Raw genomic sequence first — 20376 nt, 5'->3', positions numbered from 1 at the left:
TCATAAGTAATGCCTTTCTCTGAATTCCGAAGGATTCATCCCCGTCAATTTTTTGAAGGTTTTAGCAAAATGATTGGGGCTGAGATAGCCTACGCGATGTGATATTTCCAAAAGCTTGATTTTTTCTTCCTTTAGAAGTTCCTTGGCTTTTTCAATTCTCACCTCGGTAATATATTGATTTATCGTTTTCCCTGTTTTGTTTTTAAAAATTTTGCATACATACGTTGGCGTCAAATACATATTCTGAGCAATTGCAGGAATGGTTAAGCTTTCTTCAGAAAAGTGCTCGCTGATATATTGCATGATTTGATAAATATTCTCCCCGATATTGTCCATCGTGTTTATTTTGGCGAACACAAAATCAATCTGCTCCAGCAAATAGACCTCTATTTCTGCCAATGTCGGAATCTTATTAATAATCTCCCAGAAGAAATCCTTTTTGGCGTTATCCTCAATAAACGTTATATTAAATCCTTCTGCAAATTTATTTAATCCCACAAGCATGTTGAAAAATACATTTTTAATCGAATTTACAAGCAGGTTTGTATTTTTTTCAAAATCAGCATTCAAATTTCTAATGTACGCCTTGGCCTTTTCCTGCTCATGTTCTTTGATATATTCCAGAAACCTGTTGCTCAAAGATTCATCCAAATCATACACACTTTCGCACTCTTCCTCATACATGGCAATCTGGTTGTGTCCGATAAAAAACTGCTTTTGGAGAGCGACAGCGGCAGTAAAATAGGAATCTTGAACATCCGAAATCGTATGTACATGCTTTCCTAACGCCATAAATAAATTGGTTTTCAAACCGACAATATGTTCAATACTATTCCTAAGCTGCTCTAATAAACCCGCTGAAAAAAACGGATTACGGATACTTTCCCCATAAAAATGGATTAAAATATGGTTTGTATGCTTAAAACCCGCTAAATGCTTGATCTGCGGGTCTGTAAAGATGATTTCAACTGATTTGATGATTTGTTCTTTATGCTTCTGCTGCATCTCTATCGGACTATCCACTTGGATATCCAGCTTTATTAAGGCGGTGACAAAATCCCCGGTTAAAGGCATATCCAACTGTAAGGTAGTAAAATACATCTTAATCTCATCTAGTTGTACTTGTCTGTTGATCATATCCAAAACAAGCTTTTCCTTAAACACGGTGCTGCTTTCTGCAAGCCTTAACCTCATATCGATGTCATCTGCTCTTTTTCGCTTTTCTGCAACAATAGCTTGGACAGCATCCTTAATCGCACTTTTCACTTCTTCCCTGTTAACTGGCTTTTCCAGATAATGGAGTGCCTTTAGATGAATAGCCGATTTAAGATATTCCTTATCTGCAAAGGCACTCAAAAATAGGATCGTACATTGCGGTAAAATATCTCTAAGTTTACCTGCAAGCTCAATCCCGTCCATATCAGGCATCCTAATATCACTTAATAGGATATCGGGCTGCAAACGTTCAGCGATTTCCAATGCTTCAAAACCATCACTTGCAAGCTCAACAACATCAACCCCGAGGTCCTTCCAAGTGATATATTGGAGCAGTCCTTCCCTTGTTATCTTCTCATCATCTACAATAACAAGTTTTATCACAGCAAACGCTCCTTATCTGACTTTAATTTCTCTATGTTTGTAGTAGCCCCATTGTAGCATATATCTCTTTTTGTATGCTAAGGGGGTTACCCTCAGCATACAAAAAGAGAATGCTCATCTTCACTCTATGTCAAGCGATAAACCAAGACTAATGTTAAGCAAACGCATGATCATGAGCAGTGACTCTAATCTTGTAGCATTAGCTTGAGGCCTGAATGATCCCTCACCAGTACCATTTACGATGCCGATATCGGATAATGTATCAATTGCACTTTCCGCCCAGCTACCAGAAACATCATTGAACTTAGATGGCTTTGGAATTGAAGTCGTATTTATTACTTTGGAAAGCATGGATACAATTTCCGCCTTAGTGATGCTTTGATTCGGCTTGAATGTCCCATCCAAATAACCGTTAATAATACCGCTTGATTTTAATGCCATGATTTCATTTTCTGCCCAATGCCCCTTGGCATCTTTAAAGTTAGCGTTGCCCGCAGGTTCTAAACCAAGTGCCTTTACCAGCATAGCAGCAAATTCCGCTCTAGTTACAGTAGCATCAGTACGGAACGAACCGTCCGCGTACCCCTTTACGATTCCGAGCTTAGTTGCTAGCTTGATTGTTTTTTCAAATAAAGCACCTTCAGGTACATCCTTGAATGTTACTGACTGTACTAAATTTGCTTTTTCCGCTATAGCCCTAACAACGTCTAAACTTACCTTTTCGTTGTAGAACGGTAAAGGAGTTGGTGTTACTGGCGTTGGTACAGGTGTTGGCGAAGCTGTAGCTGTAGGAGTGGCAGTTGGTGTCGCTACAGGCGTTGGACTTGAAATTGGTGCGTTAGTTGGTGCAGTCGATGTCGTTGGTTCTGGTTCTGGTTCTGGTGTTGGATTACTAAGGTTTCTTAGCACAAAATCATCCAAATAATAATTACCAATTGAATTATTTGTCCATGTCAAGATTTCAATCTTCACTGTACCCGGCGGTGCAGTGAATGTTTGAGATCGCCGCTTATAGTCTGTCGATGCAGTTGTGAAAAAACGGAGACACCATCCCATAAATCCCAGCCTGTATTCCCGGATTCAAAGCCTGGATTTTCCACTAGGTTTACCGGTGTCGGTGTCGGTTCTGCTGCTGCGTGTACAATCTGAATGGGTGATACTGCCGGTACCCAAACAAACTTATAAACATACAGAATACTAATAGCAACGAGCAAGAATTAAACCTTTTCATTTAATTTCATTTCCCTAATTAGATTTATAGGCAGCAGTTATCCTGCTGCCTATGCTTTTTCCACCTTTTTTCACAGCATCCAGGAATACGCCTAAATCATCCAACGACTTAATGTCAGGTATAGTATACTTCTTCATTAAGTCGCCTCTGACAAGGAATAAGTTGTAGTAATTTCTACTTCTTCACAAAGAACTTCATCTCAGAAAATGACGCCCATTCCGGATTCTCTGTAGCGTCTGGCGAACCGAAAACGGCCACTCTAAAGTATCTGCTATTCAGTGACGGGAAGTTGAAAGGCATAAAATCACTGGTGTCTCCCGCGGTAATTCCTCCGTACACATTCGTCCAGTTTTCGCCGTCTTCCGAAACGAAGAACATCATCTTGATTGATCTCATATGACCGTCAAAGATCGCTACGTCCAGTCTTTCAAGTTGAATCGTTTCTCCGAAATCGAATATGATCTGGGAGCCAATATCGCCTGCCCAGCGTGAATAATTGGTCTGGTCATTGTCAAACATCTTCGGAACAAGCTCCGCGTTAGTGGTTGCCGTGTAGCTGTTATACACCTTTTCTTTTAGGTCTGCAATTGGAATCGGCGTAACTGGATCAAGCGCTTTTCTCTCCCATTGGAGCATTTCTACCGGCGGTAGGGTGAAAATCTCAACGATTTGATTTTCACTATCCCAGGTAACTGTATAATCCATGCTTGTCACAATAAATGTATATGGAATAAGCATTTGGTTATTAACACCGGTTGCCGGTGCGTCCATGGTCATACTCTGACCGTTGACCTTAGCCATATTACTGCCCTCTACAAGCTCAATCCTCAAGCTTCCTTTGATTGCCGTTGCAGTTTTTGTGGTATCATCCCAATCCACTTCCATGCCCAACGCTTCCAAGGTACCTTTCATCGGAATCATCGCGATGTCATTGATTAGCGTAGGGGCCACATCATATTTCTGCCCCTGAGAGTCGATCCTGACGCGGATCTTTCTCTCCACCGGTTCGGACGGAACCTTGTCCGCGAGCGGAAGCGTACTTGAATCTGCTTTCTGTAAGGTATAGGTGCCTGGCGTACCCTCAAAGTAGATCGTATTTCCTTCTTTGACCACTTTATACTTCACCGCTGCTGTCTCGCCTTCCTTCACGGCTGTCCAATCTCCGTCCGCAAGGTCGGTAACCAAAATCTTATATGTCTGATCTTCCACTCCTTCGAAGGTAATTGTAGCTTCTTGATCAATCAGTTCAAAGCCTTTTGCAAAAAATACAACACGATCATGAATCGTAGCGCCCGCATAATCATCCGTCTCGGAATAATATACATTTTGCGGTTCAGGGCCATACACAGCATCCATCACCTGCATCACATTTAAGAACCGCGTTTGTTTAGCAGGAGCCTGATTGGAAAGCTCAAGCCTCCATTTACCTGCATCCGTGCTGGCAATGTTGGTGTCATTGTTGGACTCAATCGGCTTATTAACTCCATCTACCTCAAATTCACGTCCAGGGCCGCCGATTTTTTCGACCTTCAGATCACTGCTCTGCGGCAGAAGCGTGTTGGTAACAAGCTTACCGTTATAGCCCCGCTCCGTCACTACGCTGGTGTATCTGCTGCCTTCAACCACAGGCTCGGAAACGGTATGGAGCAGCCATCTTTTCTCAGCGCTTGCATTCGGCGTGTTGATATTATCGTACACGATCATCGCAGCCGGATATTCATCATCCTTGAAATTCAAGAAGGCCATGCTTCTCGTATAATTCTCGGTTCTGGTCTTTCCATAGGCTAAACTGAGCTCACCCTTGATGTAAGAGTAATCGGGATACTTCTCATCGTCTCCGATAGAGTGGGAAATCATCGTTCCTCTTTGGTAATTAGGGTCGGTATTCCACTGCTCGACCGTTCTTGGAATTTGCGTATTATAGAGCTGATTCGACGGGGAGAAGGTTCCCTTCTCAAGAGCATTCGGATCGTCGATTTGCACGACATTATGTGCGATTGACTGCTTATGATATTCCAGGTCATGCTCAGTTCCGTATTCCATATTTTCTCCGGTAACCGGATCTTTACCCGCATAGATCCCGGAGTCAATCGCGAGGTACCCTTTGTAGTACATGGAGAATGCGCCGGCATCGAAATGCTGGTGGTTGGTCTGCAGTCTTTCTCCGATATTCATGATTGCGACTACCGCTTTGGAATCCTGTCCTTCATCCCAGCCCGTTCTGGCCACGATGGAGCCATATGGCGCGGGGAAATATCTGGACAGCGGCGTATCGTATACGGACTGCGACGGCGCATTTGGATTGAAGAAAAGCAGATAATACAACTCATCCTGATACGTATTCTGCTTTAAAAACTCGTTCTGCGCTCTCGGATTGTTGTAAATGCTGCCTGCGATCATGTTCGTGATATTACCGTGAACGAATCTTTTCCATGGCGATTGATAATCCGTATTAAAGTCATCGCCCTCTGTCATGATATAACCGTCCGATCTTCGGGTAAAAAACTGCCTGTCGAGCGCCAAGCCGACTTTCTCCGAGAGCGGCTCGACACCGATGGCCTTCCAAAGCTGATTGCCCATCATGAAAAACATTAGCCTGTTGTCTCCGTAGGCGGGGCCTTCGAAGGGCATCTCCGCATCGAGCAATACGTTGAATCCGGGCATGCTCACATTCAAGAGAAAGTCCGCGAGGTCATTGTAGTACTCCGGATTCGTATCATAAAGCGCAATCCCCATGGCAAGCTTAAACTGATGATGTACATCTTCGTTGACGTGCCCGGCAAGAATTAATTTGTCGTTCTCCCTTATCGGATACGGGTACTCGAGGGTATTCCTTACCCAATTATCAAGCGCTTTGCGGATGCCCGATCTCTGTGTCTCGTTAAAGAGATCATAACACCAGTCATAGACAATAGATTCAACGAACATCAGGGTTCCTACTTCTCTGCCTACATGATATACATTGGTCCCATCGTTTCGATCCGGGTTCCATTGTGCCGAATTCGCCATATTCACAGCAAGCTGGACCGCTTTTTGACCCGCTGCTATATCTCCATAAATCAGATATCGAAGAGCATTGGCTTTCAAGACCTCCACCGTTCTTGCATCAATATTGGTGTATGCGGTTCCTGTTCTAGGGAGAAGGTTGCCGTCCACCTGTCTTTGCGCTTTCATGTTGATGCTCGCCCATACATCATCAAAAGCGGCAAGCTTCAATCTCTCTTTCAGAGCCGGAAGCGTTTGCTTGTTTACCAAAACACGCGGACGTTCCATCGGCGGTTCCGGAATCGGATCGTACTGATTGGATAGTTTCGGAGCTACAACGGCCGCCGATATTTGAAACAATACGATCGGATTTGTTGCAAGATTGCTTACCTTCTGGGTTGTCTTTCCTTCGTAATTCATAGCGAAGGTATAGGAGCCGGGCAGCAGCTGCTTGCTCACCTCGCCATTGACGGTGGTGCCGATTGCTCTCCAGCTCCCCCCGTAATAAGAGGCAGCACCACCGTCTAGCGGATTCCCTTGACTGTCCTTCAGCTGCACCTTGACATTCACCGTCTGGAAAGTGACGAGAGGAGCAAGTCCAGTATGCTGCGTTTTAACCGTTCTGGTCCCTTCATAATTGATACCAAACGTATACGATTTATCTGGTAGAGGCTTGCTTGCCATCCCCGCTGCATCGGTCGTTCCGAACGTTTTCCATCCTGCATCGTAATAATCAACGGTTGCTCCCGCGAGCGGATTCCCGTTGCTGTCTTTTAATTGAACTTTAACTGAAGGTGTTACACCGGGATCCTTCGTTGTTGGAGTCGGAGTAGCTGTTCCTTTATCTTCCGTTACTATGGGTTGTTTTTCAAAAGTTGTTCCCGCCTTAGCAACCAAACTAACTGTTGCCTTAGCAATCGTACCTAATCCTAAGAACTTAGCAACTGCATCCAAGATTAAACTTACAATTTTCGCATCTGCTCCCAGAGTTAGCGTCATACCCGTTGCAGTTGATTCGACAGTAACCTCTTTAATGCTACCTTCAGGGATATCCAATTGAATTTTAGCACTTTTAACATTTAATGTATCAAAAGCTCCCTTTAACGTTACTATCGAATTGGCTGGTAATAGTTCAGATAAAGTTATTTTACCAAAGCCCGCTCCCGTAGTCCCCGTTTCTTGAACGGTTGTTGGAGATTGAATGATAACTTCACCCACGGTTGTTGAACCCTCAGCTACAATACGCACGATTCCTGTTTTCTTATCCACTGTAATCGTAAGAAGGATTGAGTTATTTAGATGGATGGAATTCTCGCCACCGCCTTCAACCTTGGTTTTGCCATTTACCGTTATACCATTCAGAGTTGCATCTCCACTGCCAATTCCAGCAGCAAATAATAAATCTCCATTAATAACTAAGTTTTGCAAAATAACGCCTGGTACATTAATCACTACATTGCCATTGATGGTTTCTGTTCCTGTTGCAGGGCCATACGTACCTGCTGAGTTGTAAACCATAGCTTTAGACGCAACCGCACGATCCAAGGTAACTACCGCTTCTGCACGAGTAATGAAGTTACCCGGCTTGAAACTATTATCATCTGCATATCCCTTCAGGATTCCTTTTGCTGCTACTGCATCTACGGCTGCTTTGGCCCATGAAGCAATCGAGCTTGAATCCGTAAAAGCTGATGCAACGCTTGCTGTGCCCGAAAGCTCCAAAAGGCGATCTACGATTACAGCTACCTCTTGTCTGCTGATTGGCTTACCTGCACCAATGGTGCCATCTGCATAACCAGTGATGTAACCCGCTTTAACGGCTTTTGCCACTTCAGCATAAGCCCAATTACCTGCAGCAACATCGCTAAACGCGATTGATGCTGTTTGTGTGAATCCAAATGAACGATTGACCAAAGCGACGAATTCCGCTCTAGTAATATTATTGTCTGGCTTAAAGCTGCCATCTTCATACCCTGTAATAAGTCCTTTGTCCATCCATGCAGATATCTGAGCTTCCGCCCAATGTCCCTTGATATCCGATGTTGCCTTTGTTGATGCAATCGCTTCCACCTTCTGTGGAGCTAATCCGAATAATAACTCTCCTAGCATGACCAAACATAACATCATAGAGAACCATTTTTTGTGCATCCCAGTCAATAAACCGGTCATTTTCTTCACCCTTTCTTTATGAGCCCGGACTCTCTCTTCATCCGATTAGCTCGCTCTATGCGCTTCACTCTATTCCCTACTTCCCAGTGGTCAAAATTTCATCTCTCCTTATTAGATTTATAGGCAGCAGTTATCCTGCTGCCTATACTTTATCAAACACGATTTATTTTTGGTTCTTCAGATATTCATCCACCTGCGTTTTAGTTGCTTCCATGTATTTCTCCACGCCTGCTTCTTGCAGCTTTTGTTTATACGTTTCAATGGCTTTGTCTACATCATCCACAAATCCCATAAAGAGCGGTGCGCCATATTGGGTGAAGAGGTTGGCTAGATTGGCTGCGACGTCGCTTATATCCTTTTTATTAAGTGTGAAATCCACCAATGGATTAGCTTTAAACCGCGTCTTTTCATCGTTAATCAAATCCGCATAGTTCGGCATTGTAACTGCTGGAGTTTTGATAAATTTATCGTTGGAGACTCCCCATATTCCACCTTGAAAGCTTGGGCCAGGATAGCTTATTTTACCTTCAGCATCAAGCGTATAGTGCTTACCTTCAACACCATACTTGCTCAACATATTGTATTTTTCATTGTTCCTTAATAAATCTAAAACCATAAGGGCTCTTTCAGCGTTCTTGGATTTAGCCCCGATAACCATGGCGCTATTTGCAGCGGAGTAAGCATCTACATTCCCTTTAAAGAAGGCTGGAAATACCTTTACATCCCAATCCGGATGTTCCTTTGCAAAGTCAAAATAGGTTGTATTGGCTCCATCTACAGTACCGCTGAATGCAACAGCACTCTTCCCATTCTTGAATGAATCATATAAACTAACTGGATTTGCCAGTGCATTTTTAGCCCAGAAGCCTTTTTGGTTCCATTCTTTCATCGTTTTCATGAAATCAACAACCTCGGGAATGTCAAGTGAGTAATTGAGCTTAAGCGAGCTATCTCCCTTTCTAATCACAATCGGACTTGTCGAATTTGGAGCTCCAGGCGCCATGAGATCGCTATTTCCGAACAGGACTGCTGGAAGCATCCAGCCCTCATTTTTACTTAAATTGAAGGGGATGATGCTTTTTTCGCCTTTTTTCACAGCATCCAGGAATACGCCTAAATCATCCAACGACTTGATGTCAGGGATATTATACTTCTTCATTAAGTCGCCTCTGACAAGGAATAAGTTGTAGTAATAGTTCGTTAGCGGCGCTACCAAACCATACATGGTCCCATCTACTATGCCAGCATTAAGCTTCGCCTTTTCTTCGCTAGCCGTAATCGGTGCATATTTCTTCAGCATTTCGGGTGTGATTTCTTTAAATGCACCTTTTCTGGCATTATCCGCATAATCCAGCCAATCGGCTGAATAGGCTAAATCAAAGTCTTCGCCTGAAGTTAACATGAGTTTATAGGCATCGCTTGTCAGTACGGATACTTTCACGGTCGTATTGATGTCCTGCTGCAGCATTTTATTCAGTTCGTCTTCCAAGATCTGAATATCCTCTGATTTATCATTGAGCAGATACATAGTCAGGTTAACTGCTTTTGAAGTGTCTGGCTTATCATCTGTAGGAGCTGCCGAAGCAGGCGCAGATGCATCAGGTGTGGCAGTAATACTTGGTGTGCTCTCCGCTCCCTTATTGTCCGTTTTTGCACAACCGGAAAAAATCGACACCATAAGCATTGTAACGATTAAACACAGAACGGTTTTCGAAAAATTTCTTTTCATTTCTGTAGCCCTCCTGATTATTATATTGATAACCGGTTTCCCGGGATTATCCTTTTACAGCTCCAACAGTCATTCCTTTGATAAAATACTTTTGTAAAAACGGGTACAATACAATGATTGGGCCTATGGTAACCATGGTCATCGCCATTTTGAATGTTTCCGAAGGCATGTCGCCCATGGATCTCCCCGTTTGTGCAGCTACCTGCTGGGAAAATTGCATATCATTAAACACCTTATAAAGCTGATATTGCAAGGGGATCAATTTGTCCTTCGTAATAAACAGCATGGCTGGATACCAGTCATTCCAATAGGCAATAGCCAAGAACAAGCCAATCGTAGCCAGAGCGGGAACAGACATGGGCAGATAGAGCCTTCGATAAATTGTAAAATCCCCTGCACCATCGATTTTCGCGGATTCACCAATACTCTCTGGGATCGACGTAAAAAAGGTTCGCATAATGATAATGTTAAATACAGAGAGAAGGTTTGGAAGCAGCATCGCTAGATAATTATCTTTCATGCCTAAATTTGTCATGATAATGTACCAAGGAACAATGCCACCGCTAAACAACGTTGTGAAGAAAAAATAAAAGGCAAACTTGTTTCTAAACCTGAAATCCTTCCTATGAAGCACAAAAGCGGTCATTGTTGTCAAGAACAAACCTAATAGTGTACCCATGATAACAAGCGAGATTGTAACGCCATAAGCTCCTATTATGACTTGAGGGCTTTTAAAGATCAACGCGTAAGCATCTATCGAAAATGACTTGGGGATTAGCCGGTAACCCTCTTCAAAAAGCGAAGCTTCTTTGGTAAATGATCCTGACAATGTAAGCAGAAAGGGAAGCAGGCATAGGATAGAGAAAACAAGGACAACACTGTAACCAATAATATTAAAGGTAAGCATATCTCTTTTGGCTGAATTATTAAGCTTCATGGTGAACCTCCCCCTAGAATAATGCATAATCTTTATTCACTTTATTGGCCAAATAATTAAACGTAAGAACAACTACAAAACCAATTACATTCTGATACAAGCCTATAGCTGCCGATAATCCCATATCATTGGCCGAGATTAAAGCTCTGAATACATACGTATCAATGACATCCGTTGCATTAAACAGCGTCCCGTTATTTCCTACCAGCTGATAGAACATATCGAAATTCCCTCTGAGAACTTGCCCAATCTGCAATAATACCATCATCATAATCGTCACTTTTAATAACGGAAGCGTAATATAATAGATCTTCTGATAAACACTGGCACCATCCAAATCTGCCGCTTCATATAATTCAGGGTTTATCCCCGTTATAACCGCAAGGTAGATAATACTGCCATAGCCAACGCTCTTCCATAGATAGAACCCAACAATAATATATTTCCAGGCGGATGGGGTGCCATAAACATCTACCGGTTGAAAATGGAGGGCTTTCAAAAGCGTGTTCACGCTGCCAAACTCATAGTTCAACATACTGTAGACAAATGCGCCCACAACAACCCAGGAAATAAAAAAGGGTAAAAACATAGCTGCATGTGTAATTTTTTTGAAATACTTGCCCTTGAGCTCTGAGAATATAATGGCAATCACAATCGCGAAGATGACCCCTGAAGCGATGAAGACCAAATTATAAAGGATCGTATTTTTCGTCAGCAGCCAAGCTTGACCGGATTGGAAGAAGAAATCAAAGTTCTTAAACCCAATCCAAGGACTATGAAGGATGCCCTTGTCATATCGAAAGTATTTAAAAGCTACGATAATACCGCTCATAGGCAGATAATTAAAGATAAAGAAATAGATTACGGCTGGGGATAACATCAGAAACATGATTTTATTTTTCTTCAATTCAGATAATAAGCTAGTTGATTTATGCATGTAATCATCTCTTTCATGATGCGTTTTATTTAGGCACATTCAAATAAATAAATAAGCAATTCAAGATGATACTGATCTGGAAATACATGCTCAGCGATTTCCGCTCATTAGAACTGGAAAAACGACCCTATTATGGGGCGGGGAAATGAGGCATCTCTTGATTTTGAATACACCTCCCCCTACCCCATCGGTGATTTCCTAGGGTGAAAATTCCAAATCCAATGCTTTTTTGCATTTTTCGGGCACAGTGTAACAAACCATTTTTCAATAGCTGCATCGCGATCCATCAACTTTTCATAGGCGTCCATGGTCTTCTTGCCCGTTTCATACACCTGTTCCACGACCGATACTACCGGATGCTTTCCCTTCCATGTCGATCGCGTCCGTTTGCTCGATTTTCTTGAGCGGCTTGACTTTCTTCACCTTCTTCAGCGTATAGCCGAGTTGGTTGACTTTGGTAGTGATCGTTTGGAGGGTCGGCAACTCCTCATCCGTGTAGCCTCTTTCCTGAATCAACTGGTTTCGGATTTCCTTTACTATCAGCCGCGTATACAGCTTTTCCGTTTTGAAGCTGGGGTCGGTCTGGGCTCTGTTATTTTATTGGGTGTGCCTAATATGAACATCGTACAATACCCGATATTTAAAATAAATAATGCAGGATTATGATAATCAGCGGAAAACTATACTTTATAGCCATTAGCTTAATAATCTTTTTAATAGCAGAAACGAACATCTAAAAGAGTATAATCTATCGTTTATTATCATAATCCAGCAGTATTTCTTCTAAAGCGCTCGTATTGTACGATGAGTTTATCGTTCTGTTATAGAAGAATAACGTGGATTAATTAAATGATAGAAAGCGAGGAAACATATGAAGCAGAAATTAGGAATTGGCCTGCAATTATACACGCTGAGAGATGAAATGCTGCAAGACATGGCATCGGTTTTACAGCAGGTGGCCGAGATGGGTTATGAAGGTGTGGAATTTGCCGGGTATTATGGCTATCGCCCTGAACAGTTAAAATCGTTTCTTTCCGAGCTGTCCCTGAAAGCCATCGGCAGCCATGTGAACATGGAACGACTGCAGAACCATCTAGAAGAAGAAATTGAAATGAACGTCGCGATCGGTAGTCAATATGTGATCTTACCCGGCTTAAATCAAGACCAGCGCCATGCGCTTCCTGAAACATTGGTGAAACCAGAGCAAGCGTTGGTTGTCACGCAAATATTAGAAGCCATATATGAGTCCTCGAGAACTGGTAAAGCGATATATTTCGAGAATAGAAAATGATGAATTTGCAGGACTAATTCAGGGAGGTATGAGCATGGCAGAAATTCGACAATTACAGCTGATCGAAATGAACGAAGCAGTTCGGCTCACCGATCTCGTATTCCGCGATCATGAGCACGTTTCGATGGGGGAAGCTTTTCCGTTCGTCTTCTCACCCAGTCTAGGCCAATCATTCGGGGCCTTCGAGGATAGCAAGCTCGTTTCTTTCATCGGCATTGTTCCTTGGCTCATTTATGTAGGTCGAGCACAACTGAAGGTATATGCTTTAGGAGCTGTATGCACGCATCCGGATTATCGGGGGAAAGGGTACGCCAGTACCCTTTTGGAGCATGTCTACCATCACGTCCGGCAAGCCCAAGCGTCCTTGCTACTCGTTTCGGGAGACCGATCGCTATATACGCGTAACCAGTGCTACCCGTTCGGTAGTTTTAACCGATACTCGGTGAAGCCTGAGCATTGTGCCTCGTTGGTCGCACAAAACGCTATGGTTGGCTACACATTCCGCGAGCGGACTTCAGCCGATTGGTATACACTGCATGAATTGGCCGCATCGAGGACTGTTCGCTATGATCAGAGCCTCTCCGAGCTCGCCCTGCTTATTCATTCTCAAGCAGTGGCGAGTAATTCCAAGCTGGAGCACCGGACGCTTATCGCCGAGAAAGACGGGAAGGTTCTATCCTTCGCAGTCGTTGCGGTGCCAGGTAAGTATATGCCGCTGGGAGCGCCTCAGGCGATCGAGTGGGCCGGCGACGTCGAGGCAGTAGTGGCGCTCCTTGCTTATGCTGTGGAGCGCTACTCATTGCATCAACTCGATATCGCTGTTGCGTGGCACGAAATCGGATTGCAGGAAGCCCTTCGGAACGTTGAGTTCCAAGCCAGTCACAACAACGGCACCATTTGCATCACGGATCCGCAGCTACTGCTTGATCAATTAGAGCCGTATTTGAAGGATGTGATCGACTTGCAGCAGGACAAGATGACTGTGACGCCTTCAGCGGACGGACGATCCGTGCTTCGTTTCGGGCCTGAAACGATTGACTTGGCACCGCAAGAACTAGTTTCGTTATTGTTTGACACCGAGCCACAGCTAGCAATGAAGCTTCAAGAGGGGCTTTCCTCATTGTTCCCGATCCCGTTCCCCTACGTAGGCGGTTTAAATTTCGTTTAATTAACGACTAGCCCCATGGAGGGTCATGGCTTGTGAAAGACACCCAACAAGCATCAGCAAATGCCGAGAGGCTATTATTCTGCTAGGAGGTTGTACAAATGAAACAAGGCAATATTATCCATGATATAGGTTGGGTTTCTTGGACGCCTCGTCCCGAGATTTCCCCCGATTTCCATATAATTGAGCTCGATATAGGGAACCGACTTCAAATAAAAGGCACAGGGCATAGCGGGAGCTACGGCAGCTGGCAAAGCAGGTTAATTCAAGTTGCAGAAAAACGCAAATATGAATTAGGTGCAGAATATGAAATCAAGGATGTCGCTAATGAACAGGTCAGCATCTATGCTATTGTGACTTGGTTTGACGAACAAGGAACCTTGCTGCAACGAGATTATATCGACCATCTGACCCTCTTAAATGATGGGTGGCGCAGACTCAGTAGAACGCTAGATTCACCTGAGCAGGCTGCAACGGCGCAGATTGAGCTTTCTTTTCGGTGGAGTGCGGATGGAATCGTTACCTGGCGTAATATGACTTTAGCGGAATGCAGCAAGCTGGATGAACGAGTCGTTCGCGTGGCCACCACTTATATAAAGCCGACCGATGACTTTACTAAAAATCTTGCTTTGATGCTAGAGGTCTTAGATAAGTCTGGCCCTTACAACCCGGATATCATCTGCATGACTGAAACCTTCTATGAAGGCTCTATCAATCTTCCCCTGGTCGATAAATGCCAGTCTATACCCGGCCCACTAACGAATGAGATTGGGAAAAAAGCGGCTGCCCTTAATAGTTATATTCTATTTACCATGTATGAGCGAGACGCGGAGCATATTTATAATACCGCCGTGTTAATTGGACGGGATGGCGGGATCGCAGGCAAATATCGCAAAATGCATTTGCCACTTTACGAAGCAGAATTCGGAGTCATGCTAGGAACAGGTCATGGTATGTTTGATACGGATTTTGGACGCATTGGAGTCATGATCTGCTACGACCAAGAGTTTCCTGAATCCGCGCGCATTCTTGCCCTGCAAGGTGCAGAAGTGATTTTTATACCAACAATTGGTGATGAGCCATTGCAAACAAGGGCTCGCGCAAGGGATAATGGCTTGCATGTTGTTGTTTCCGGCTGCAATGGCCCCGTATCCAGTCGAATCATTGACCCCATGGGTGATATTATCGGGCATGTAGCTGATGAAGAAACAGGTGCGTTTACGACAGAAATTCGCTTGGACGAACGGAAGTATACCTACTGGCTCTCTGTCGGAGCAGGTAATGGGGAATCTCGAAGTTTATTCAAAAAAGAACGCAGAACGGACGAATACGGCACTTTACTAAATACAAACTAGCTGATCTTAGCTAATAGGACATATCAATAAATAACCAAAATCCAACCTCCTCATCTCGAGTCCATTCCAGGTGAAGGAGGTTTTTTTGTCTCTAACTATCCTCAATAAATGTTGAAATATGCGAAGCACAAGTGTTTCGATAGCTTGTAAATGAATCAGATGTTTTCCATTGGCCTTCGCTAGCATGCTTAGCCCAGTAATATTTGGATCCTGTCCATCACCACTAAATTTTATACTTTCTGGCGTTATAAAGCACCTGACAGGGAGCCTCTATCTATACCTACCCACTCTACTAGGAGGTTGAAGTCACATGGGGAAATCCTCACATATTCAGGGTAACAAGGGAGTTAAGTTTAGTCAACAGCTAAGAGATTTGCTGATACTTGGGGCATCTTGCAGCTTTTAAATTTCTTCATTGAAAAAAAACAGTAGCATTTGTTGCACCTCACCAAGGAGTCAACCTGCGGTATTGATCCAGCGTGACTTTACCGATTAAAGCTTCGCCCTGCACAAAGCGGTGCAGCTCATCGACAATGAAATCGCAAAGCTCGCGCTTCAGCAGCCCATGAAATCCGCCAATGTTCGGTAAACAGAGGACATTCGGCAGCGTCTTCAGCTCATGGTCCGCAGCCAGCGGCTCATGATCGTAAACATCAAGGGCTGCATAAATACGTCCCGTGCGGAGCTCTTCCACCAGCGCCTGCTCTGTGACGATAGGACCACGTGCCGTATTGACGAAAAGCGCTATGGCTAATAAACGATCCGTTTTGTTCATGCACTGCATCCTTTACCGAGAGATTTGCTACCTTTTAAAATTCGAGATCTTCCTAATCCCCTTTTATAGGGTACCTTAAAACAGTATTTGCATGACATCACTATTAATTATTCTACTACAATAGGCCTCAAACTATAAATTAGCCATTGATCCTGAAGAAGCCTCTCCGTTTGATGCCTACATGTCCTAGGAAACCACTTTGCAGTAGATTCTGCATTCCCGTGTTTATCCCTTTATTTCGTAAAGAAAAAGCTCAGAATTATCACTTTGAGCTTTTTCTAAACGTTATGATTTTCAGGTAAATGTGACTTCAAACTACTTCCTCACTAGCGACACACAGCACTCCACAAGTGCCGACTTCCAAAACTTAAACACCCATCTGTAACTTTAACATTGTGGCTTCTACTTTCAACTCAACTTTCCGCTGTACCAGTATGTGCGATACGCATCACCGTAACACTCTAACGGCGAATTTCTGGATAAGAAAAAACGTATGGCTGTCATGCGGGTAAAAAGGCTTTATCTCATGGGGGTTTCCAAGGATAAAGCCTTTGAATGGGGCAATACCGAACGGTACATACGGTGTTGAGAGGTCAGGAGCTTGCCGCCCCCTCCTACTCGATGGTTTGGTGCCGGGATCGTTTAGAACGCTGTCATTCACAGTCCCAATGGAGAAATTATCGAATTTATTGAAGATGTTGATTTTGATATGTCCACCAAATCCCATTTAACTTAAGCTGGCCACGAGGTAATACCCTCGTCATCTGCGAAGCCTGATGCAGCGTTCGCTTCGGTCGATTAAATTCTCACGAAAAACTTAAGGAAGCCTACATTTGCTAGAACGCACAACAAAAGAGCCCCAATCAATGGGGCTCATTCTGTAATCCTTTAACGCATCCTTTTACTTGTTTTTCTGTGCCAACATTTTCAGCAGAACCGTTACCGCCTCTGCTCTTGTTGCATGGTCTTGAGGGGCGAATAGGTTGCCGCTTTTCCCTTGTACAATGCCGGCTTGCTTCACGTAAGCAACACTGCCCTTCGCCCAAGCTGGAATATCCTTATCATCTGCGAAGCTAGTTGTGGCATTCGCTTCGACGGATTGACCTAATGCGTTGGCAATCATCACTGCCATCTCGGCACGTGTCACTTCTGCATTCGGACGGAAGCTGCCGTCTTGATTGCCTTTAATAATATTTGCTTGTACCGCTTGAGCAACAGCTTTCTGCGCCCATGTCCCAATTTTCGCATTATCTGTGAAAGTCAGATCCGCTCCATTACCTTGCGGCTTTAACGCATTTATCAGCATAACTGCGAACTCTGCACGGGTAACCGTTGCATTCGGCTTAAATGTTCCGTCCGTATAACCTTTAACGATGCCGCCGGATACGGCTTGCTTAATACTTGCCTGCGCCCAATGTCCCGCGATATCGCTAAATTTAACTTCTGTGTCGGTTTCGGGTTTGCTCGTGGCTGAATCTACTACGAATACCGCATACTTCGTGAAGTGATCGACCTCTACGCTAATCCGATTTCCGTTGATCTTACCACCCGTGACTTCCACCCATACCTTCTTCACTTCATCATAATAGAATACGGCTGGTCTTTGGTCACTACCCACTTTAGTAGGATCAAACACGAATGTCAGTGTGACTGGTTTACTGAAATTACCCGGGAAGTTTTTCAGTATCTCGAATACATGACTAGCTAGTATTTCACCATTAGCTAGAAGGTTGTTCAATTCAAGCAATTTTTCTATCGTAATTGTTACATCTTTATTCGTAGCATTCACAGGAATGTCAACCGTTACTTCATTGTCTAGCGTAACCTTTCCTGTACTACCTGTTGGAATCGTTATCGTACCATTGGATGATGTTACATTCGTATCAATGATCGGTATTGAACCACCACTGTTCGTAGACGCTGCATTACGCGTCACGACAACCGTATAAACCTTAGATGGCCCATTCCCAACCGTTACGGCTACTGTAATCGTATTTGCTCCCACTTTAAGTGGAAGAGCAGCACTTGCATCACCACTCGTAACAATCTCACTAGCTTCACCATTCACAGCTACTTTCACGATTGCTGTTGGTTCTACTACTGTAGGAGTCACCTTTAGGCTAGTTACTCCATACTGCACAGATTGTGTATAGCTCGTCTTGTCACTAGTAAATGTCTCATTCATTACACCGCTACTTAGTACTAAGCTACTTAGATTACGATTTGGATGAATGATCTGTTGCACTGTTGCGTCTACATATCCGTCCGCAACTACTATGATCGTATAGGTATTAGCAGCTAAAACGTTCGCAAATAGTGTAATCTTACCTGCTTTTTTCGAGTAATTCTCTTCTCTCAATGTGACCCCATTAGCAAATATTGCTGTAATCTCATCTCTCCATGTTGAATCATCAGCAAATGTAATTTCTATATCACTTATAATATCGTTATCAGTCGTATCTGCTGTTAGGACTGGAGGATTCGGTAACCACTCTGCATAGAGGGTTATGTCAGCTCCAATACTGATATTATACAAGTCTCCTGGTTCATAAGCATCTCCACTACCGTCTGCTTTTGTATTCCAACCAACGAAAGTGTAGCCTGATTTTGTTAAGTTTCCACTATTATCGTCTACAATTACTTTTTGACCTTGTCTAAGAAGTTTAGATATTGGAACTGCACCGCCCGTATCTCCATTTGCTGAATAGACGACATACTCAGGACTAGGCAATTTGCTCAAGTAAGGAAAGCCATTATTATGCGCTGGGTCTATCGTCCAAGTACTAGTATCAAAGGTCCAGTTTGTGTAGGTTGCTTGTAGTCGCATTTCTGCTGTCGATACTGGATTGCCTTTACCAGTATCAGATTGACCTGTTGTCTCTTTATTGTAGAAACCATTGCTTACATTAGAACCATAACCAATCAATCCACCTGTATGAGGGTTGCCAGTTACTTTGCCTGTTGCATAATTATTACTAAACGTTGTGTTTGAATTGAATCCGATCAAACCACCTACTAAGTTGACACCAGTAACATTTCCTAGTGCGAAACTGTTTGAAACAACTTCATCACTACTATATCCAATTAATCCTCCTACCTGAACTGCACTCCCTTTCACGTTGCCTGTAGCATAGTTTTTATCTAATGAAGTATTATTCCCAGAGTAACCGATCAGACCGCCTATATACATTTCCCCGGACACATTGCCGACAGCGTAGTTATTATTTATTGAAGTATTAACAATACCTACTCCAATCAGACCACCTACACTCAATTTCCCAGTTACATTACCGACAGCGTAGTTATTATCAACTTTCTCTTGATTATTAGCATCCCCAATCAAACCGCCTATATTATCAGTGCCTTCAACTTTGACATTAGCGCTACTATTTATTATCTTACCAGAGGAGCTCACACCAACCAATCCTCCGATGCTATTAAAACCAGTAACTTCACCAGAAACGGAAACTTTGTCCACAGTACCTTGATTCTGAGCGACTAGACTAGCTGAATTATTCTTCCCTATAACCTTTACATCAATAAGATTTACGTCACTTATCGTTGCTGTTCTCTCTGTAAGTCCAAACAATGCCTGAAAATCTACAGTAGGTCTATTAATATTCAAGTTTCTAATTGTCTTTCCATTCCCATTAAAGGTTCCCCTAAAGCCGTTAACATCCCAGCTTCCGATCGGAGTCCAACCTTCCCCACTTCCATAGCTAATTAAGTCAATATCTTTAGTCAATTTGAAATGATCACTAGAATTTGGATAATTACGAACAGCGTTCAATTGATAGGCAGTTTCAATTTGATAAGGGTCAGATGAACTTCCCGACCCACCAGCAAAGTCTGGCAACCCGGCAGCCGATGCTTTATTCTCTCCCAATATACTAAATTGCTGCGTAGTACTAACTAACATCATTAACGCCAACAGTACAATCGTCACTTTTCTTCCTAATTTCCGCATTTTTATTTCTCCCCTTAATCCCATTATTTACCTCTTTTAGACGCATCACTTTAACTGTATAGTATTTCCAACATAATTACTATCCCCAAAATGGGGGATAATTAGAGTAAATGACTGCGTAATGAACTAACTATACTGTTGCGCCAATACTTTCAGTAATACAGTAATAATGAGTGGGAGCGATACGAGATAGGTTCTACTCCCTACTTGACATCGTTTGTTTTCACCCATAAACG

At 43.3% G+C, this 20376-nt stretch carries 14 protein-coding genes and 1 pseudogene; 3 read left to right on the top strand and 12 right to left on the bottom strand.

Annotation, left to right across the window (positions count from 1 at the left end; genetic code table 11):
- The 10 genes and pseudogenes from EKN16_RS00780 to EKN16_RS33870 form a co-directional block, all read right to left on the bottom strand.
- Positions 1 to 1599: a response regulator transcription factor gene (locus EKN16_RS00780; RefSeq protein WP_125653260.1), complete on the bottom strand. Its 1599-nt coding sequence runs from the start codon at positions 1597 to 1599 to the stop codon at positions 1 to 3.
- A gap of 120 nt (positions 1600 to 1719) precedes the next feature.
- Entirely contained in the window at positions 1720 to 2571 is an 852-nt protein-coding gene (locus EKN16_RS00775; protein ID WP_221226652.1) for an S-layer homology domain-containing protein, read from the bottom strand.
- Complete coding sequence (locus EKN16_RS00770; protein WP_125653258.1) at positions 2568 to 2813, bottom strand: hypothetical protein; 246 nt, start codon at positions 2811 to 2813, stop codon at positions 2568 to 2570. The genes EKN16_RS00775 and EKN16_RS00770 overlap by 4 nt, the downstream gene beginning before the upstream one ends.
- A 31-nt stretch (positions 2814 to 2844) precedes the next feature.
- Positions 2845 to 2967, bottom strand: coding sequence for a hypothetical protein (locus tag EKN16_RS33375; RefSeq protein ID WP_260182456.1), 123 nt, complete (start codon positions 2965 to 2967; stop codon positions 2845 to 2847).
- A 37-nt stretch (positions 2968 to 3004) separates the two neighbouring features.
- A complete protein-coding gene (locus EKN16_RS00765) occupies positions 3005 to 7984 on the bottom strand; it encodes an S-layer homology domain-containing protein (protein ID WP_125653257.1) in 4980 nt (1659 codons plus the stop codon).
- Between the two features lie 163 nt (positions 7985 to 8147).
- Positions 8148 to 9713: a DUF3502 domain-containing protein gene (locus EKN16_RS00760; RefSeq protein ID WP_125653256.1), complete on the bottom strand. Its 1566-nt coding sequence runs from the start codon at positions 9711 to 9713 to the stop codon at positions 8148 to 8150.
- Between the two features lie 46 nt (positions 9714 to 9759).
- Positions 9760 to 10650 (bottom strand): carbohydrate ABC transporter permease, encoded by an 891-nt coding sequence (locus tag EKN16_RS00755; protein WP_125653255.1) that lies wholly within the window; start codon positions 10648 to 10650, stop codon positions 9760 to 9762.
- Positions 10651 to 10663: 13 nt separating this feature from the next.
- Entirely contained in the window at positions 10664 to 11587 is a 924-nt protein-coding gene (locus EKN16_RS00750; RefSeq protein ID WP_125653254.1) for an ABC transporter permease, read from the bottom strand.
- Positions 11588 to 11766: 179 nt separating this feature from the next.
- Positions 11767 to 11928: a hypothetical protein gene (locus tag EKN16_RS31975; protein ID WP_164522620.1), complete on the bottom strand. Its 162-nt coding sequence runs from the start codon at positions 11926 to 11928 to the stop codon at positions 11767 to 11769.
- A gap of 34 nt (positions 11929 to 11962) precedes the next feature.
- Positions 11963 to 12184, bottom strand: a pseudogene (locus EKN16_RS33870) (ISAzo13-like element transposase-related protein); the annotation flags it as partial.
- 274 nt (positions 12185 to 12458) lie between these two features.
- Between EKN16_RS33870 and EKN16_RS00740 the strand changes: the two are divergent.
- The 3 genes from EKN16_RS00740 to EKN16_RS00730 all read left to right on the top strand — a co-directional run bounded on the left by EKN16_RS00740 (position 12459) and on the right by EKN16_RS00730 (position 15398).
- Entirely contained in the window at positions 12459 to 12878 is a 420-nt protein-coding gene (locus EKN16_RS00740; protein WP_125653252.1) for a hypothetical protein, read from the top strand.
- 34 nt (positions 12879 to 12912) lie between these two features.
- Positions 12913 to 14046 carry a GNAT family N-acetyltransferase gene (locus EKN16_RS00735; RefSeq protein WP_164522619.1) on the top strand — a complete coding sequence of 378 codons (1134 nt, stop codon included), beginning with the start codon at positions 12913 to 12915 and terminating at the stop codon, positions 14044 to 14046.
- Positions 14047 to 14144: 98 nt separating this feature from the next.
- Entirely contained in the window at positions 14145 to 15398 is a 1254-nt protein-coding gene (locus EKN16_RS00730; RefSeq protein ID WP_125653250.1) for a carbon-nitrogen hydrolase family protein, read from the top strand.
- Between the two features lie 445 nt (positions 15399 to 15843).
- On the opposite strand, the gene EKN16_RS00725 is transcribed toward EKN16_RS00730, so the two are convergent.
- Both EKN16_RS00725 and EKN16_RS00715 read right to left on the bottom strand, forming a co-directional pair.
- Positions 15844 to 16173 (bottom strand): NAD(P)-dependent oxidoreductase, encoded by a 330-nt coding sequence (locus EKN16_RS00725; RefSeq protein WP_232016144.1) that lies wholly within the window; start codon positions 16171 to 16173, stop codon positions 15844 to 15846.
- 901 nt (positions 16174 to 17074) lie between these two features.
- Entirely contained in the window at positions 17075 to 20140 is a 3066-nt protein-coding gene (locus EKN16_RS00715) for an S-layer homology domain-containing protein (protein ID WP_164522618.1), read from the bottom strand.
- Positions 20141 to 20376 lie beyond the last annotated feature (236 nt).

Source organism: Paenibacillus baekrokdamisoli (assembly GCF_003945345.1).
GTDB classification, from domain to species: domain Bacteria; phylum Bacillota; class Bacilli; order Paenibacillales; family Paenibacillaceae; genus Paenibacillus_Z; species Paenibacillus_Z baekrokdamisoli.
This window is presented reverse-complemented; position numbering and strand designations above follow the sequence as displayed.

Bases quoted from the DNA above. Each gene is read 5' to 3' on its own strand.
- EKN16_RS33375 (WP_260182456.1), bottom strand. From the start codon at position 2,967: ATGAAGAAGTATACTATACCTGACATTAAGTCGTTGGATGATTTAGGC.
- EKN16_RS00765 (WP_125653257.1), bottom strand. From the start codon at position 7,984: ATGACCGGTTTATTGACTGGGATGCACAAAAAATGGTTCTCTATGATG.
- EKN16_RS00760 (WP_125653256.1), bottom strand. From the start codon at position 9,713: ATGAAAAGAAATTTTTCGAAAACCGTTCTGTGTTTAATCGTTACAATG.
- EKN16_RS00755 (WP_125653255.1), bottom strand. From the start codon at position 10,650: ATGAAGCTTAATAATTCAGCCAAAAGAGATATGCTTACCTTTAATATT.
- EKN16_RS00750 (WP_125653254.1), bottom strand. From the start codon at position 11,587: ATGCATAAATCAACTAGCTTATTATCTGAATTGAAGAAAAATAAAATC.
- EKN16_RS00740 (WP_125653252.1), top strand. From the start codon at position 12,459: ATGAAGCAGAAATTAGGAATTGGCCTGCAATTATACACGCTGAGAGAT.
- EKN16_RS00735 (WP_164522619.1), top strand. From the start codon at position 12,913: ATGGCAGAAATTCGACAATTACAGCTGATCGAAATGAACGAAGCAGTT.
- EKN16_RS00730 (WP_125653250.1), top strand. From the start codon at position 14,145: ATGAAACAAGGCAATATTATCCATGATATAGGTTGGGTTTCTTGGACG.
- EKN16_RS00725 (WP_232016144.1), bottom strand. From the start codon at position 16,173: ATGAACAAAACGGATCGTTTATTAGCCATAGCGCTTTTCGTCAATACG.
- EKN16_RS00715 (WP_164522618.1), bottom strand. From the start codon at position 20,140: ATGCGGAAATTAGGAAGAAAAGTGACGATTGTACTGTTGGCGTTAATG.